The sequence below is a fragment of the Sphingosinithalassobacter sp. CS137 genome (assembly GCF_014334115.1).
Classification (GTDB): domain Bacteria; phylum Pseudomonadota; class Alphaproteobacteria; order Sphingomonadales; family Sphingomonadaceae; genus Sphingomonas.
Genome location: NZ_CP060494.1, coordinates 1,908,044 through 1,921,870, shown reverse-complemented (window position 1 = coordinate 1,921,870; position 13,827 = coordinate 1,908,044). Strand labels below are relative to the sequence as shown.

General features: G+C 65.9%; 19 protein-coding genes. 5 read left to right on the top strand and 14 right to left on the bottom strand.

All coding sequences use genetic code 11. The annotated features are described in order from the left end of the window. The first annotated feature begins 87 nt into the window (after positions 1-87). Together msrB and H7V21_RS09490 are read left to right on the top strand one after the other, a co-directional pair. Positions 88-525: a peptide-methionine (R)-S-oxide reductase MsrB gene (gene msrB, locus H7V21_RS09495; RefSeq protein WP_188053359.1), complete on the top strand. Its 438-nt coding sequence runs from the start codon at positions 88-90 to the stop codon at positions 523-525. 30 nt (positions 526-555) lie between these two features. Beyond that, positions 556-2,784 (top strand): transglycosylase domain-containing protein, encoded by a 2,229-nt coding sequence (locus H7V21_RS09490; RefSeq protein ID WP_410482658.1) that lies wholly within the window; start codon positions 556-558, stop codon positions 2,782-2,784. Here the strand turns inward: H7V21_RS09490 and H7V21_RS09485 are convergent. The 3 genes from H7V21_RS09485 to H7V21_RS09475 are packed head-to-tail and all read right to left on the bottom strand — an operon-like array spanning position 2,775 to position 4,389. Continuing rightward, the gene (locus tag H7V21_RS09485; RefSeq protein ID WP_188056461.1) at positions 2,775-3,404 is read right to left on the bottom strand and encodes a M48 family metallopeptidase; all 630 of its coding nucleotides are present in this window, start codon (positions 3,402-3,404) and stop codon (positions 2,775-2,777) included. The two genes, H7V21_RS09490 and H7V21_RS09485, sit on opposite strands and share 10 nt — an antisense overlap. 38 nt (positions 3,405-3,442) lie before the next feature. Beyond that, positions 3,443-3,877 (bottom strand): YcgN family cysteine cluster protein, encoded by a 435-nt coding sequence (locus H7V21_RS09480; RefSeq protein ID WP_410482657.1) that lies wholly within the window; start codon positions 3,875-3,877, stop codon positions 3,443-3,445. Next, the gene (locus H7V21_RS09475; RefSeq protein ID WP_262503806.1) at positions 3,874-4,389 is read right to left on the bottom strand and encodes an SCO family protein; all 516 of its coding nucleotides are present in this window, start codon (positions 4,387-4,389) and stop codon (positions 3,874-3,876) included. The genes H7V21_RS09480 and H7V21_RS09475 overlap by 4 nt, the downstream gene beginning before the upstream one ends. A gap of 147 nt (positions 4,390-4,536) precedes the next feature. Between H7V21_RS09475 and H7V21_RS09470 the strand changes: the two genes are divergently transcribed. Then, positions 4,537-5,145, top strand: coding sequence for an ankyrin repeat domain-containing protein (locus H7V21_RS09470; RefSeq protein WP_188053355.1), 609 nt, complete (start codon positions 4,537-4,539; stop codon positions 5,143-5,145). 19 nt (positions 5,146-5,164) lie between these two features. Here H7V21_RS09470 and H7V21_RS09465 read toward each other — a convergent pair whose 3' ends face one another. The 11 genes from H7V21_RS09465 to H7V21_RS09415 all read right to left on the bottom strand — a co-directional run bounded on the left by H7V21_RS09465 (position 5,165) and on the right by H7V21_RS09415 (position 12,020). Next, complete coding sequence (locus tag H7V21_RS09465; RefSeq protein WP_188053353.1) at positions 5,165-5,662, bottom strand: MmcB family DNA repair protein; 498 nt, start codon at positions 5,660-5,662, stop codon at positions 5,165-5,167. A 60-nt stretch (positions 5,663-5,722) separates the two neighbouring features. Continuing rightward, the gene (locus H7V21_RS09460) at positions 5,723-6,247 is read right to left on the bottom strand and encodes a cell wall hydrolase (protein ID WP_262503804.1); all 525 of its coding nucleotides are present in this window, start codon (positions 6,245-6,247) and stop codon (positions 5,723-5,725) included. Positions 6,248-6,543: 296 nt separating this feature from the next. Next, positions 6,544-6,885, bottom strand: a complete 342-nt coding sequence (locus tag H7V21_RS09455) for a DUF1491 family protein (RefSeq protein ID WP_188053349.1) — start codon at positions 6,883-6,885, stop codon at positions 6,544-6,546. After that, the gene (locus tag H7V21_RS09450; protein WP_262503803.1) at positions 6,882-7,364 is read right to left on the bottom strand and encodes a PaaI family thioesterase; all 483 of its coding nucleotides are present in this window, start codon (positions 7,362-7,364) and stop codon (positions 6,882-6,884) included. Before H7V21_RS09450 ends, H7V21_RS09455 begins: the two co-directional genes overlap by 4 nt. After that, complete coding sequence (locus H7V21_RS09445) at positions 7,351-7,818, bottom strand: PTS sugar transporter subunit IIA (protein WP_188053345.1); 468 nt, start codon at positions 7,816-7,818, stop codon at positions 7,351-7,353. Before H7V21_RS09445 ends, H7V21_RS09450 begins: the two co-directional genes overlap by 14 nt. Positions 7,819-7,856: 38 nt before the next feature. Next, positions 7,857-8,438, bottom strand: a complete 582-nt coding sequence (hpf, locus tag H7V21_RS09440; RefSeq protein ID WP_188053343.1) for a ribosome hibernation-promoting factor, HPF/YfiA family — start codon at positions 8,436-8,438, stop codon at positions 7,857-7,859. 56 nt (positions 8,439-8,494) lie between these two features. Then, positions 8,495-9,187 carry a DNA polymerase III subunit epsilon gene (gene dnaQ / locus H7V21_RS09435; RefSeq protein WP_188053341.1) on the bottom strand — a complete coding sequence of 231 codons (693 nt, stop codon included), beginning with the start codon at positions 9,185-9,187 and terminating at the stop codon, positions 8,495-8,497. 7 nt (positions 9,188-9,194) lie between these two features. After that, a complete protein-coding gene (gene coaE, locus H7V21_RS09430) occupies positions 9,195-9,788 on the bottom strand; it encodes a dephospho-CoA kinase (protein ID WP_188053339.1) in 594 nt (197 codons plus the stop codon). Then, positions 9,785-10,591, bottom strand: a complete 807-nt coding sequence (locus H7V21_RS09425) for a shikimate dehydrogenase family protein (protein WP_188056459.1) — start codon at positions 10,589-10,591, stop codon at positions 9,785-9,787. The genes coaE and H7V21_RS09425 overlap by 4 nt, the downstream gene beginning before the upstream one ends. A gap of 14 nt (positions 10,592-10,605) precedes the next feature. Next, on the bottom strand, positions 10,606-11,160 hold the full coding sequence (locus H7V21_RS09420; protein ID WP_262504083.1) for a Maf family protein: 555 nt from the start codon (positions 11,158-11,160) through the stop codon (positions 10,606-10,608). Positions 11,161-11,198: 38 nt separating this feature from the next. Further along, positions 11,199-12,020, bottom strand: coding sequence for a pyruvate, water dikinase regulatory protein (locus tag H7V21_RS09415; protein ID WP_188053335.1), 822 nt, complete (start codon positions 12,018-12,020; stop codon positions 11,199-11,201). Positions 12,021-12,309: 289 nt separating this feature from the next. On the opposite strand from H7V21_RS09415, the gene hemE reads away from it, so the two are divergent. Then, positions 12,310-13,371, top strand: a complete 1,062-nt coding sequence (gene hemE / locus H7V21_RS09410; protein ID WP_188053333.1) for a uroporphyrinogen decarboxylase — start codon at positions 12,310-12,312, stop codon at positions 13,369-13,371. Continuing rightward, positions 13,368-13,823: a CopD family protein gene (locus H7V21_RS09405; RefSeq protein ID WP_188053331.1), complete on the top strand. Its 456-nt coding sequence runs from the start codon at positions 13,368-13,370 to the stop codon at positions 13,821-13,823. Before hemE ends, H7V21_RS09405 begins: the two co-directional genes overlap by 4 nt. The last annotated feature ends 4 nt before the right edge of the window (positions 13,824-13,827 follow it).

Below are 13,827 nucleotides of genomic sequence, written 5' to 3'. Positions count from 1 at the left end.
GCGGCGCAAGCACCCGGCCCGCCCGGCTCGTCGCGAATCGCGCGCTGTGCGATTGACGCGCGTGTGCTGCGCGCACACATCAGGGGCATGGAACAGATCAATCTTTCCGAATCCGAATGGCGCAGGAAGCTGAGCCCGGACCAGTTTCACGTCCTGCGTCAGGCCGGAACCGAGGTGCCCTTTTCGGGCCGCTACAACGACAACAAGGCCGATGGAGTCTATCGCTGCGCCGGCTGCGCCAATCCGCTGTTCGACAGCGCCGACAAATATGATTCGGGATCGGGCTGGCCCAGCTTCACGCAACCCGTGACGCCAGACGCGGTCGACGAGCATCGCGACGTGACGCACGGCATGGTCCGCACCGAAGTGCGCTGCGCCCGCTGCGATGGCCATCTCGGCCATGTCTTTCCGGATGGCCCGCCGCCGACGGGGATGCGCTACTGCATGAATTCGGTTGCGCTCGACTTCCGTTCACGCTCAGGCAACGACAGTGCTGCTAGCGGCAGCCAATCCGCCGTCTCCTAGGCGGAAAGAGCGGGAAGAGCCGGTCAAGGCGTGAGCAGTTTTTCGCAACAGGCCAGTCATGCCTGGCATTCGTTCCTGGGCCTGCCCTGGAAGCGCATTTTCCTGTGGGCCATCGGTGTCGGCGCGGCACTGGCGCTGCTGGGCGCGGTGGCGCTGCTGATCGCCGTCTATTCGACGCGCGCGTCGCTGCCGAGCTTTCATGAGCTGAAATCGTCTCCGAACGGGCAGATGATCCGCGTTCGCGCCTCGGACGGGTCGGTCCTGGTCTCCCTCGGGCCCAGCTATGGGGAGTGGATCGAGCACGACGATATCCCCGAAGTGATGCGCGATGCGATGGTCGCGGTCGAGGACCGGCGATATTATTCGCATCCCGGCGTCGATCCGGTCGCGCTGGCGCGAATCGCCAAGTTCGCGATCGACAACCGCAACACGGGGCGTCGCCTTCAGGGCGCATCGACCATCACCCAGCAGGTGGCGCGTACGATCTTCCTGTCGAACAAATATGATGTCGGCCGCAAGCTGCGCGAGATGGTGCTCGCGCTGGCGATGGAGCGCAAGTTCAGCAAGGACCAGATCCTCGAGCTTTATCTGAACAAGGTGTATTTCGGCGGCGGCGCCTACGGCATCGACGCCGCCAGCCGCCGCTTCTTCGGGCATGACGCGACCGAGCTCTCGCTGGCCGAGGCCGCAGTCATCGCCGGGCTGGTGAAGGCACCTTCGCGCTATTCGCCCACTGCCGACGCTCAGGCGGCGGTGGACCGCGCCAGCACGGTGCTGCGCCTGATGGTCGAGACCGGCACGATCACTCCGGCGCAGGCCGCCGCCACGGATCCCGAGGAGGTCGAATTGGCGCCGGAGCCGCGCCAGAACAGCGTGCGCTACTTCACCGATTGGGCGCTGCCGCAGCTGGAAGTGCTGATCGACGAAACCGAAGCGCCACTGGAAGTTTGGACCACGCTCGACCCCGCGATGCAGCGCGCAGCCGACGCGGCGATCCGCGACAATGCGCCGACAGGGGTGCAGGGTGCGCTCGTCTCGCTGGACCGCGACGGCGCGGTGCGCGCGATGGTGGGCGGCAAGGATTATGTCTCGTCGATCTACAATCGGGCGACCCAGGCCGAGCGCCAGCCGGGATCGGCCTTCAAGCTGTTTGTCTATCTCGCGGCGCTGGAGGCGGGCTACCGCCCTGACGATCTGGTCACCGACGAGCGGATCGACATCAACGGATGGCAGCCGCGCAACAGTTCCGGCCGCTTCTCGGGCGAGATGTCGCTGCGCACGGCGTTCGCCTATTCGGTCAACACGGTCGCCGCCAAGCTTGGTGCCGAAGTCGGCTTCGGGACCGTTGCCGACATGGCGCGCCGCTTCGGCGTAACGACTGAGATCAACACGCAGCCGGCGATGGTGCTCGGCACATCCAACGTGCGGCTGATCGACATGACTCGCGCCTTCGCGGCTGTCAGCCAGAACGGAGTCGCGGTCACGCCCTACGGCATCACGCGAGTCACTGCGAACGGCGAGACGATCTATACTCATCAGGTCGATCGATCGCGCGTGCTGGTGGCGCCTTATGTTGCCGCGCAGATGATCGACCTTCTGCAGACGGCGGTGAATACCGGCACGGGACGCGCGGCGCAGATCGGCCGGCCGGTCGCCGGAAAAACCGGCACCACCACGGCCAACAAGGATGGCTGGTTCCTTGGCTTTTCGAGCGGCCTCACCACGGGCGTCTGGATGGGGCGCGACGATGCGCGCGCCGTACCGGGTCTGGGCGGCGGCACTGCTCCCGCCCGGGCATTCGCCGCCTTCATGCGACCCGCGGTTGCCGGCCGACCGGTTGAAGAATTCGCGACCGAAGTGACACTTCCCGAGTGGCAGCTCGAGCCTGAAGCCGACGCCTATTATGAAGGGCCGGACAACGGCCTCTTCGTCGATGAATATGGCAATCCGATCGATTCGGGCGCGCCGCTTCCCGAGGGCGATATGCCTGCCGATCCGGCGGAAGGCGAAGGCCGGCTCGACCAGGACTGGATGGACCGGGTACTTGGCCGCACGCCTCAGGATGAGGTGCCTGCCCAGCAGCAGCCGCTACCGCCCCAGCCTCAACCGCAAGCCCGGCAACCCTCGCTCACGCCGCCTTCCGATCGCGCGCCGCCGCCTGCAGGGGGTGGCCCTTCCGCCGGCATTGGCGATCCGCGCGACCGCCAGCGCGAGCCCGCGCGCACTCCGCCGCCGATCCCGACGATCGCTCAGGAGTAGCGGCCGATCCGGTGTAGCCGGGGGCCATGGGCGCGCAGCCACGCCCGCGCCGGCGCCGGATCGCATCCGAGCAGCGTTGCGGTGAGTGCATGAAAGGCGGGTCCGTGATTCATGTGGACGCGATGCGCCACTTCATGGGCCACTGTCGCTCGGCGTACGAAATCGGGTGCAAGCACCAGCCGCCAGCTGTAGCGGATCGCGCCGGACGAAGCACAGCTCCCCCACCGCGACCGCGGATCGCCGATCGCCACCCGCGAGACGGTGACTCCGGCAAGCGCGGCGAGTTCGCTGGTTTCGGAGCGCAGCAGGTCCAGCGCCTCGCTCCGCAGCCAACGCTCGACTCGCTTGTCCAGCCCTTCCGCCGGTCCGCCGCACAGCAGCCGGTTGCCTTCGCGGCGGGGCGTGCGCGCGCGCGCATCGAGGGTGACGATTTCGAGTTCGGCGTCGCCGAACGGAATCCGCGCGCCCGGCACGAACGGCAGTGCCGGCGCCAGCCGGGCGCGCTGGGCCTCGATCCAGCCGCGCTTCTCCTCCGCCCAATCGAGGCCGTGGCGCAACGCCACCCGCGGCGGCAGCGTCAAGCGTGCCTGGCCGGTTGCGGGATCGAAAGAGAGCTTCATTCGCCGCGCGCGCGGATGACGAACGACTTCGATGTCGTTCACAGCGCCCGTTCGACGAGATGGTGCTCGAAATCGCCCGCATCGTCTTCCGATACGGTCCAGCCGCGCGTCGATTCGCCTGCGCGGTGCACTGCTTCGGGATCACCGCAGACGAGATAGTGCCACTCGGGAAGCTGCTCCCCCGCTGCCCGCAGACGATAGGCGCAGGTTGCAGGGAGCCAATCGATCGTCCATACGCTCCTTGCCGTCAGCCGCACGCATTCGCTGACGAAGGCATGGCGGTGCCGATAGTCGCTGCATCGCCCGCTCGACCGATCGAGCAACCGACAGGCGACATTGGTTGGCAGCAGCTCGCCCGTATCTTCGTCTTCCAGCTTGTGGACGCAGCATTTGCCGCATCCGTCACACAATGCTTCCCACTGCGCCCGGTCGAGCCGCTCGAGCGGCACGTCTTCCCAGAAGCGGCCGCTCACTGGACCCAGCGATCGAGGCCTTCCGCCACGGCCTCCGGCGACTCGTCGGCGTGCAGCAGCGCGATCGGATCGCCTTGGGGTCCCATGAGATAGGCCTGGCGGCTGTGGTTGACGAGATAGGCGTCGTTCCCCGGCGACTGCTGCTTCTCGTGCCAGATCGCATATTCCTGGGCGACTTCGGCGATCGCCTCTTCACTGCCGGTCAATCCCACGAGACGCGGATGGAAGGCGGACGTGAATTCCGCCAGCACCTCGGGCGTATCGCGCTCGGGATCGACGGTGATGAAGATCGGCGCCACCCGGGCGCCGCGCTCCGGGTTCGCGGCCTCGAATGCCCGCAGCCCGGCGGCGATGTTCTGCACGTCGACCGGGCAGACGTCGGGGCACATGGTGTAGCCGAAATAGACGATCCGATACTTGCCGGCGAAGTCGCTGTCGCGCACCGTCCGCCCCTGCTGGTCGGTGAGCGCGAACGGGCCCCCGATCGCGGCACCGGCGAGCGGCGGCCGCATGGGCTCTCCGCCATTGCCGCAGGCCGAGAGCGAGGCGGCGGTGAGCAGCAGGGCGAGCGAAGTGGCGATCCTGTTCATGGTATCGCTGGAAATGATCTGATAGGCTTCGATTTACAAGGGTTCCCAGGCAAGAGGTCGCTTTCCGTCATGTCCCGCAAGCTCGTGCGCGTCGCCGCAGCAGCCGTCGCACTCGCATTCGTCGCCACCCCCGCAGCGGCGCAGAATTTCTCCGACGGCTACAAGTTCCTGAAGGCGATTCGCGATGCCGACGGCACGGAGGTAATGAACTTCCTCAACACTCCGGGCCAGCGGATCGTGAACGCGCGTGACCAAACGACCGGCGAGGCCGCGCTGCACATCGTCGCCAAGCGCAAGGACCTCACATACCTTCGCTTCCTGCTTCAGCGCGGCGCCAACCCCGACATTCGCGACAGCGACGGCAATTCGCCGATGATGCTCTCGGCCAATCTGCGCTGGCTGGAGGGAATCGAGGCACTGATCGCAAAGGGCGCGGACGTGAACCTGGCCAACACCCGTGGGGAGACGCCGTTGATCGTCGCGGTGCAGCGCGAGGATTACCAGCTCGTCCGCACGTTGCTGGATGCCGGTGCCGACCCGGACCGTCCCGATCTTCTCGCCGGACTTTCCGCGCGCGAATATGCCGCGCGCGACGTTCGGTCGCAGTCGATCCGCAACCTCCTCGAAGCAGCGCCGCGCATCGAGCGGGCGAATGTTTCCGGGCCGACGCTGCGCTGACTGCGGGCCCGCGAGCCGCTCAGACCGGCGGCTCGGCTTCGGGATCGACCAGGTGGAGCAGGCGCCGGCCTGCCCGTCGAGCGAAGGCAAGCGTGCATTTGCGCCGAGTCGCTGGCGCCATTGGCACGCTCTGCGCCTCGCGCAGGATCGCCGCGTCATATCTATCCGCCACGATGATGCCGGTGCGCTCTGGAAGGAAGCTTGGCTGCGCGAGCGGACTATGATCGAATCCCGCAGGCACCGCCCAGAAGAAGCGGTCGCAATGCGCGAGGTAATCGGTCCATTTCGAGTCGCCGAGCAAGTCCGCGCGTGACACTTTGATCTCGACGATGACGATGGTGCCACGCGAATCGAGCGCCATCAGGTCGGCGCGACGCCCGTCGCTCAGCGAAACCTCGGCCATCGCCACGCAGTCGTGGCGAAGCAGCATCCGGCAGACTCCGCGCGCCACGTCTCCGGCCTGGAGAGGAAGCGGCGAATCCGATCTGCCGGCGGTCGGGAGCGGCTCCTGGCGCATGCGCCGGACGCTAGAACGTTTCACGAACGGGGGGAAGGGCGCCCCTTCCCCCCGCGTCGATCAACGATAGAAGATATGGTTGCCGATGGCGGCCACGCGCGGGCGGCCCCAGTTCGGCGAGACATAATTAGCGTGGAAGAACAGCGCTTCGGGCACGGGGCTTTCCCACAGGTCGCGCTCAGCGACCTGCGCCACGGCCAGCGCGCGCCGCCATGCGCGGTCGTTCGGCGGCGTCGGCAGGCGACCGCCCCGAACGAAGGAGAACTGGCCACGCTGCGTGAGCACCGAACAGACCGAGCGCGGATAGCGGCCGGAGGCTGCGCGATTGAGGATCACATTGGCCACCGCCAGCTGGCCGGCCAGCGGCTCGCCCTTCGACTCGTAGTAAACGCCGGTCGCAAGGCAGCGGAGTTCCCGATCGGCCGCGGCAGCGGTGTTCTGCGCATCGACGGCCTCGGAGAGCGAAGCGAACTCCGCATCGATCGCATCTTCCTCGGAGGCGTCGGCGACGACAGGCGAGTCGCCGGTCTGGATATTGCCGATCGCGGGAAGCGGAACCGCCGCAGCGGGCGGCGGGGGAACCATTTCGGGTTCCTGAGGGTTGAACTGTTGGAGGGCCGCGTCCTGGAGTTCGAATGCGAACCCCGGCGTCGTGGCACTTGCCACTGCGCCAGCACAAAAAGTCACAGCCGCGATTGCCGCAGCGCGAAACGTGAGCTTCATCTATCTTCGTGTGAATGCGGTGAGTACGCGGCTCAGTCCCTTTTCATAATCAGGGACTGCCGGGTTCCCCCCCGACTGCGTAACCGGCCGATTTCACACCTCGACAGGCACAACGCGATCTTAACGAGGCGCGCTAATCCTTCCGCAGTGCACCAAAGTCAATCGAAAAGGATCGTTTCAGCGGCGAACCGTTCCGCCGCTGCGATATCCAGCTCAATAACCCATAGATCCGGATCGCGCGCGCGCCGCCGCTGCCAATAGGCCGTGGCATCGGCTTCCTGCGCCAGATCCGAAGGGCCGGATTCGAGCAGAACCGCCCTTCCTTGCGGTCCCAGGCCACGCTCGTAGAAGCTCGGATTCGCGCCGCGTTCCAGCGCCAGGATAAGGATTCCGCCCGCCTGGGCGTCGCCGCGGGCGAGCACTGCGGCAGCGCCTCCTTCGGAATGCACTCGGCGGATCAGTGCGCTCACCAGCACGCCGCTGGCGGGCCGGTCGCTCACGCCGCATCCTTGCGATAGCCCGGCAGAGTAGCGAGCGGAATCCGGGACCGCATGAAGGTGCCCGTACCGCGTGCCGCTTCCTCGCCGCTCGAATCGACGAGTCGCGCCTCCGCGACGAACACGCGCCGCTGCCCGCTTACCCAACGTCCTTCGGCAACCACCGGCCCCTCCCGCAGCGGCCGAGTGAACAGCAGATTGAACGCGGTGGTCAGCAGAAACCGATCGGTCACGAGGCTGTTGGCGGCGTAGAAGGCCGCATCGTCGAGCATCTTGAAATAGCTGGTGCCATGCGCGGCGCCGCCGGCGTGGAAGAACCGGCTGTCGATGGTGAAAAGAATTCGCGCGAAGCCGCTCGCTGGAATCTCGAGCTCGGATTCGAACAGTCGGTTGATCGGCGCGGCAGAGTAGAGCGACTCGAGCGCGCGAAAATGCGCCTCGGCGCCCACGACGGCGGGCGGAGCGGAATCAGGCAGCGTCACGGGACTCCACGGCCGACAGCAGTGCGAAGAGCGCATCGGTGGAGCCTGCACCGCGAAGCTTGTCAGTGAAGGCGCGGTCGCGCATCTGGCGCGACACTCGCGCCAGCGCCTTGAGATGCGCGGCACCCGCTCCCACCGGCGACAGCAGCAGAAACACCAGATCGACCGGAAGATCGTCGACTGCCGCGAAGTCGATCGGCTGTTCCAGTCGAGCGAAAACGCCCACCACGCGCCGCAGCCCTTCGAGCTTGCCATGCGGAATGGCGATCCCACCGCCGAAGCCGGTTGATCCAAGTCGCTCCCGTGCGGAGATCGCACGAGTCACCTGCTCTGAATCCACGGCATAGGCACTGCTCGCGATCACCCCGAGCTGATGGAACAGTGTCTTCTTGCTGCCGACGGTCAAGCCCGCGACGACGGCCTCGGGCAAGAGCAAATCGCTGAGATCGGTCATTCGAGTTCCAGATTGCCGGAGGCGCGGCAGAATCGGGGTCAGGACGTGCGATTGGGCTCCACCCAGCCGATCGTGCCGTCGTCGCGCCGATACACCATATTGTAGGCGCCGCTAACGCTGTTGCGGAAGAGAAGCGCATTGGTATTGCGAAGATCGAGCATCATCACTGCGTCGGACACGCTCGCATCCGGCACGTCGACTCGCGTCTCTGCGACGATCGGCGGCGCATCGGATGCTTCTTCCTCTTCGGCACTGCCGAACACCGTATAGCCCGCATTGTCGACGGCGGCGCTTTCGATCGCCGCGATCTGCTGGCTGTTGTTCCGGTCCTTGAGCCGCCGCATGTAGCGGCGCAGCTGCTTTTCGATCTTGTCGGCCGCGCCGTCGAATGCGCCATGCGCATCCATGCCGCTGTTGCTCCCCTTGAGCACCAGCCCCTGCATCACATGGGCGACGATGTCGCAGGTGAAGCCATTGTCGTGCGGCCCCTTGCCGAAAGTGACCTGGGCCGAAATCGCGCGCGAGAAATATTTGTCGGCGATACCCTGGAGGCGGTCGTCCACATGAGCCCGCAAGGCGTCTCCCGTATCGACCTGATGGCCCGAAACGCGGATATCCATGACATACTCTCCAAACGCTGTTTAGGGCGTGCACCTAGGCACCCGCCCGGGGAGCGTCAACTGGAGCCCGCCGCGTGCCACAGCGGCGATTCCAGCGTCGCGACGAAGGCGGCATGCCGCTCTAGCTCTGCGCGCGTGGCGGCGAATGGCCGCGCCGGGCGCACATGCACCCGCGAAGGCGCCTCGCGCGGCGTTTCGGGCATCACGGGCGCGTCCTCGACGAGACCCAGAGTGATCTGACGCCCGCCCGTCAGCTCGACATAGACCTGCGCCAGCAGCTGGGCGTCGAGCAGCGCGCCGTGCACCGTGCGCTGGCTCAAATCGATGCCATAGCGCGTGCACAGGGCGTCCAGCGTGTGCTTCGCCCCGGGGTGCCGAACGCGAGCGATCGTCAGCGTATCGACCATCCGGTCGCCGTGCACCTGGGGGCGCCCGCACCGGCCGAGTTCGCCGTTCAGAAACCCGAAGTCGAAGCTCGCATTATGCGCGACCAGCGGGCAATCCCCGAGGAACTCGAGCAGTTTCTCGCAGATATCGGGAAACAGCGGCTTGTCGGACAGGAACACGTCGGAAAGGCCGTGCACGGCGAACGCCTCGGCCGGCATGCGCCGCTCGGGGTTCAGATAGGCGTGGAAGCTGCGCCCGGTGGGCACGCGATTGACCAGCTCGACACAGCCGATCTCGACCAGCCGGTCGCCGCCCGGAAAGCTCAGTCCCGTCGTTTCGGTATCGAACACGATTTCGCGCATGGCTTGCTTATTCCTCGGGCGCGCCGGTGAGGCAAGCGATCACCTCACGCACCGCCGCTCGCGTCGCATCGAGGGACCCACCCGTCGGAATGACGAAGTCGGCGCGTGCGCGCTTTTCCGCGTCCGGAAGCTGTTTCACGCGGATGGCTTCGAATCGGTCCTCGGTCATGCCCGGCCGGGCCAGCACGCGGGCACGCTGCACCTCGGCAGGCGCCGACACCACGGCGATCCTATCGACCTGCCGCCAGCCATCACCCTCGAAGAGAAGCGGAATATCCAGCAGCACGAGCGGCGCATCGCTGTTTGCAGCCAGAAACGTCTCTCGCTCGGCGGCGACGGCGGGGTGCACCAGCGCCTCCAGCCGGGCGAGCGCGGCGGGATCGCCGAACACCGCTTCGCCCAAGGCCGTGCGATTCACCCCTGCCTCGCCGGTCGTATCTGGGAACGCCGCCTCGATCGCCGCGACCAATTGGCCCCCCCGCCCCTGGAGCCGGTGCACCACTGCATCGGCATCGAACACGGGGATTCCTTCGTCGGCGAACATCTGCGCGACCGTCGATTTGCCCATGCCGATCGATCCGGTGAGCCCCAGCACGATCATCGCAGCAACAGTGCGCGGAGTTCGTCGTCGCGATCGCGCGGCGGCTGGACGGCGAAAAACAGCTCGAACGCCAGAGCAGCCTGGCCGATCAGCATCTCGAGTCCGTCGATCGTATCGATCTCCCGCGCCCGCGCGCGCGCCAGCAGAGGAGTTTCGAGCGGCGCATAGACGAGGTCGTACACGAGCGCGTCCTGGGGGAGCGGCGCGAGATCAAGGTCGAGCGGCGGCTGGCCAGCCATGCCCAGCGGGCTCGCATTCACCAGCAGATCGACCGGTGGCAGCGGCGCATCGAGCGGTACTGCATCCCCCTTGATCCCGAAGGTGGCAAGCAGCCCCGCTGCCTTGAGCGCATTGCGGTTGAACAGCGTGACTCGACCGATCCCGACTCGTGACAGCGCAAAGAGGACCGCCCGCGCCGCGCCCCCCGCGCCGATCACCGCGGCATGCGCTCCTTCCAGAGAAAAGCCGGCTAGCGGAGCATAGAAGCCGGCCGCATCGGTATTGGTGCCGATCAACGCTCCATCCTCGGCGCGCAGGACGCAGTTGATCGCGCCGATCGAGCCGCGCACGTCCCCCCGGTCCTCGACATGGTCGAGCGCTGTTTCCTTGTGCGGGATGGTGATGTTGCAGCCGCACCAGTCATCATCTTCGCGTCGCGACTCGAAATATGCCTTCAGGCCGTCTGCCGATACCCGCTCGGCGCGATACTCTGCCGCGATTCCCATCGCGTCGAGCCAGAAGCGATGGATCAGGGGCGATTTCGAATGTGCGATCGGATCGCCGATCACTTCGGCATAGGGCATTCGGGCAATCGGATTCACGACGGCAGCACCTCCCGAACGCGCAGATAATCGAGCAACGGCAGCAGCGGCAGCCCGAGCACCGTGAAATGGCTGCCCTGGACGCGCAGAAACAGCTGCGCCCCCCTTCCTTCGAGCCGGTAGCAGCCGACGCACCCCGAGATCGCCGGCCATTCGGCAACGAGATAGGAGTCAATGAATGCATCGCTGAGCGTGCGGACGTGCATCTTTGCAACCTCGACATGCCGCCACACCGCCCGGCCTGCCTCGCATATCACGGCGGCGCTATGGAGGCTGTGCGTCCGACCCGACAGGCTGCGCAGCTGCTCGGCGGCGTCCTCGCGGCTCGTCGGCTTGTCCAGCAGCGTGCCATCGTCGAGCGCCACGACCGAATCGCATCCCAACACCAATGCCCGGGGATTGTGCGTCGAGACCTTACGTGCCTTCAGCTCGGCAAGGGCATCGGCCAGGTCGCGCGCACCGATTCCTTCCGCCTTGAGCGATGCTTTCGCGCTTTCCTCGTCCACTTGTGCGGCCAGTGCTTCATGCGGGACACCGGCTGCTTCGAGCATCGCTCGTCGGGCAGTGCTCTGCGATGCCAGGATCAGAGTCACGCGTCGCGTTCCGTCAAGTTGCGCTCGTTGCACAGAGTGATGATCGCAGCCGCCGTTTCTTCGATCGACCGGCGCGTCACGTCGATCACCGGCCAGCCATTGTCGGCGAACATGCGGCGCGCAAAGGCGATTTCGCGCGCCACGGAATCGCGCGCGACGTAATCGGTTTCGATCTGCTGGTTGAGCGAAAGCAACCGGTTCCGGCGGATCTGCACCAGCCGGTCGGCGCCGGTCGTCAAACCGACGATCATCGGACGCTTCAGTGCGAACAGCTCGGGCGGCGGAGGCGATTCGACCACCACCGGGATATTGGCGACGCGGAATCCGCGGTTGGCGAGATAGATCGAGGTCGGCGTCTTCGACGAACGCGAAACCCCGACCAGCACGATATCCGCTTCTTCCCAGTCTTCGGCGCCGATTCCGTCATCATGCGCGATCGTGAACTGAATCGCCTCGACGCGTTCGAAATAAGCCGCATCGAGCATGTGCTGGCGCCCGGGGCGCGCCTTGGCTTCCTGGCCGAGCAGATTGGAAAGCGCATGGCTCACCGGATCGAGCGGCGCGATCGCCGGCAAGCCCATTGCCCGGCATCGGCTTTCCAGCGTGCGTCGCGTCTCGCTGTTGACCAGAGTGAACAGCACAATGCCCGGATTCTGGGCGATCTCCTGAAGAATCCGCTCGAGATGTGCCTCGGACCGCACCATCGGCCAGAAATGCCGGAGAGTCTCCACGTCGTCGAACTGGGCAAGCGCGGCCTTGGCGATATTCTCCAGTGTCTCGCCGGTGGAGTCGGAAAGCAGATGGAGATGCAGGCGCATCAGGAGCGGGATCGAACTGTGGAAAACATGCGCACAACCGCTAGCGCAACGCGAGGGATGAACCAAGCGTACCGAATGCGACGATTCCGCCGCGCGTCATCCACAGACTCATACGCAACCGGGTCCGTTCCTCCACAGGCTGTGGAAACCGGGGATCAGGCCGTCGAATCCGGAGCGCCGCATGCCGCGCATAGAGTCAAGCTGTTGGCAGTGTGCGGGCAAGCGCATAAGCCACAGCTTCCACGCCCCAACTACCTTCAACAATCTCTAAGATTCTCTTTCTCTTTTAATGAAGGAAGACCGAGCTCTGACTGAGACCGACACTGCCAAGCCCTTGCTCGCGACGCTTCGCGGCACCCGCCAGCCGGTGCCTCCCGTCTGGCTGATGCGTCAGGCCGGGCGGTATCTGCCCGAGTATCGCGCCTTGCGTTCCGAGAAGGGCGGCTTCCTGGAGCTGGTGAACGACAGCACGGCTGCGGCAGAAGTGACTCTGCAGCCGATCCGTCGGTTCGGGTTCGACGGCGCGATCCTGTTCTCCGATATCCTGATCGTGCCGATGGCGCTCGGCCAGCGACTCTGGTTCGAAGCAGGCGAAGGTCCGCGCCTCGCACCGCCAATTACGGCACGATCGGTTCTCGACGGGTTCACCGCCGACGCGCGGGCGCTCGATCCGATCTATGAGACGGTTCGCCGCGTCGCGGCAGAGCTGCCACCGGAAGTGACGTTCCTTGGGTTTGCAGGAAGCCCCTGGACCGTCGCGACCTATATGATCGCAGGCCAGGGAAGCCGCGAGCAGGCGGAGGCGCGGCGTCTCGCCTATGGCGATTCCGGACTTGTCGCGGCGCTGATCGACAGGATTGTCGAGACTACGATCGAGTATCTTCTCGGGCAGATTTCCGCCGGCGTCGAAGCGGTCCAGTTGTTCGACAGCTGGTCCGGCAGCCTTTCGCCCGCCCAGTTCGAACAATGGGTAATCGCGCCGACGTCGCGGATCGTCACTGCGCTTCGCGATCGCGCGCCGAACGTGCCGGTGATCGGTTTTCCGAAGGGGGCCGGCGGCAAGCTGGCCGCCTATGCGCGCGAGACGGGAGTCGATGCGATCGGCCTCGATGAGAGCGTCGATCCGCAATGGGCGGACACCGCCTTGCCGCCGGGGCTGCCGGTGCAGGGGAATCTCGATCCGCTTGCGTTGGTGACGGGCGGCTCCGCGCTGCGCACGGCGGCCGAGCGCATCCTTGCCGCCTTTTCCTCGCGGCCGCATATCTTCAATCTTGGGCACGGCATTCAGCAGGATACGCCGATCGCATATGTCGAGCAGGTGCTGGAACTGGTACGGGGAGAGCGGCGATGACGGGGTTTTTGGGCGGCGCCTATCTGTGGGTGAAAGCCGCCCACATCATCTTCGTGATCTTCTGGATGGCGGGGCTGTTCCTCTTTCCCCGCTATCTGGTGCATCACCAGGCGGCGTTGGCGCAGCCGGAGGAAGCGGCCGCCTGGGCCCAGCGCGAAGCCAAGCTCCGCGCAGTAATCCTCACCCCGTCGCTGATCGCGGTCTGGGCAATCGGCATCGTCCTAGCGGTTCACTGGGGCCTGTTCGAAGGCGCGGACGGGCTCGGCTGGCTACATGCCAAGCTGCTGCTGGTCGTGCTGCTCACTGGCTTCCATGGCTGGGCGGTCGGCTATTCGAAGAAGCTCGCGCGCGGCGCCGGTCATCTTCAGGACCGCACGCTGCGGATGCTCAACGAACTGCCCGCGCTGGCGGTGGTGCTGATCGTCATCCTGGCGGTGGTGAAACCCTTCTGACAGA

Coding starts and splice junctions, on each gene's coding strand:
- msrB (WP_188053359.1), top strand. CDS start 88: ATGGAACAGATCAATCTTTCCGAATCCGAATGGCGCAGGAAGCTGAGC.
- H7V21_RS09485 (WP_188056461.1), bottom strand. CDS start 3,404: ATGAAGCTCTCTTTCGATCCCGCAACCGGCCAGGCACGCTTGACGCTG.
- H7V21_RS09475 (WP_262503806.1), bottom strand. CDS start 4,389: ATGCGGCCGCCGCTCGCCGGTGCCGCGATCGGGGGCCCGTTCGCGCTC.
- H7V21_RS09470 (WP_188053355.1), top strand. CDS start 4,537: ATGTCCCGCAAGCTCGTGCGCGTCGCCGCAGCAGCCGTCGCACTCGCA.
- H7V21_RS09465 (WP_188053353.1), bottom strand. CDS start 5,662: ATGCGCCAGGAGCCGCTCCCGACCGCCGGCAGATCGGATTCGCCGCTT.
- H7V21_RS09460 (WP_262503804.1), bottom strand. CDS start 6,247: ATGGTTCCCCCGCCGCCCGCTGCGGCGGTTCCGCTTCCCGCGATCGGC.
- H7V21_RS09445 (WP_188053345.1), bottom strand. CDS start 7,818: ATGACCGATCTCAGCGATTTGCTCTTGCCCGAGGCCGTCGTCGCGGGC.
- hpf (WP_188053343.1), bottom strand. CDS start 8,438: ATGGATATCCGCGTTTCGGGCCATCAGGTCGATACGGGAGACGCCTTG.
- dnaQ (WP_188053341.1), bottom strand. CDS start 9,187: ATGCGCGAAATCGTGTTCGATACCGAAACGACGGGACTGAGCTTTCCG.
- coaE (WP_188053339.1), bottom strand. CDS start 9,788: ATGATCGTGCTGGGGCTCACCGGATCGATCGGCATGGGCAAATCGACG.
- H7V21_RS09425 (WP_188056459.1), bottom strand. CDS start 10,591: ATGCCCTATGCCGAAGTGATCGGCGATCCGATCGCACATTCGAAATCG.
- H7V21_RS09420 (WP_262504083.1), bottom strand. CDS start 11,160: ATGCTCGAAGCAGCCGGTGTCCCGCATGAAGCACTGGCCGCACAAGTG.
- H7V21_RS09415 (WP_188053335.1), bottom strand. CDS start 12,020: ATGCGCCTGCATCTCCATCTGCTTTCCGACTCCACCGGCGAGACACTG.
- hemE (WP_188053333.1), top strand. CDS start 12,310: ATGAAGGAAGACCGAGCTCTGACTGAGACCGACACTGCCAAGCCCTTG.
- H7V21_RS09405 (WP_188053331.1), top strand. CDS start 13,368: ATGACGGGGTTTTTGGGCGGCGCCTATCTGTGGGTGAAAGCCGCCCAC.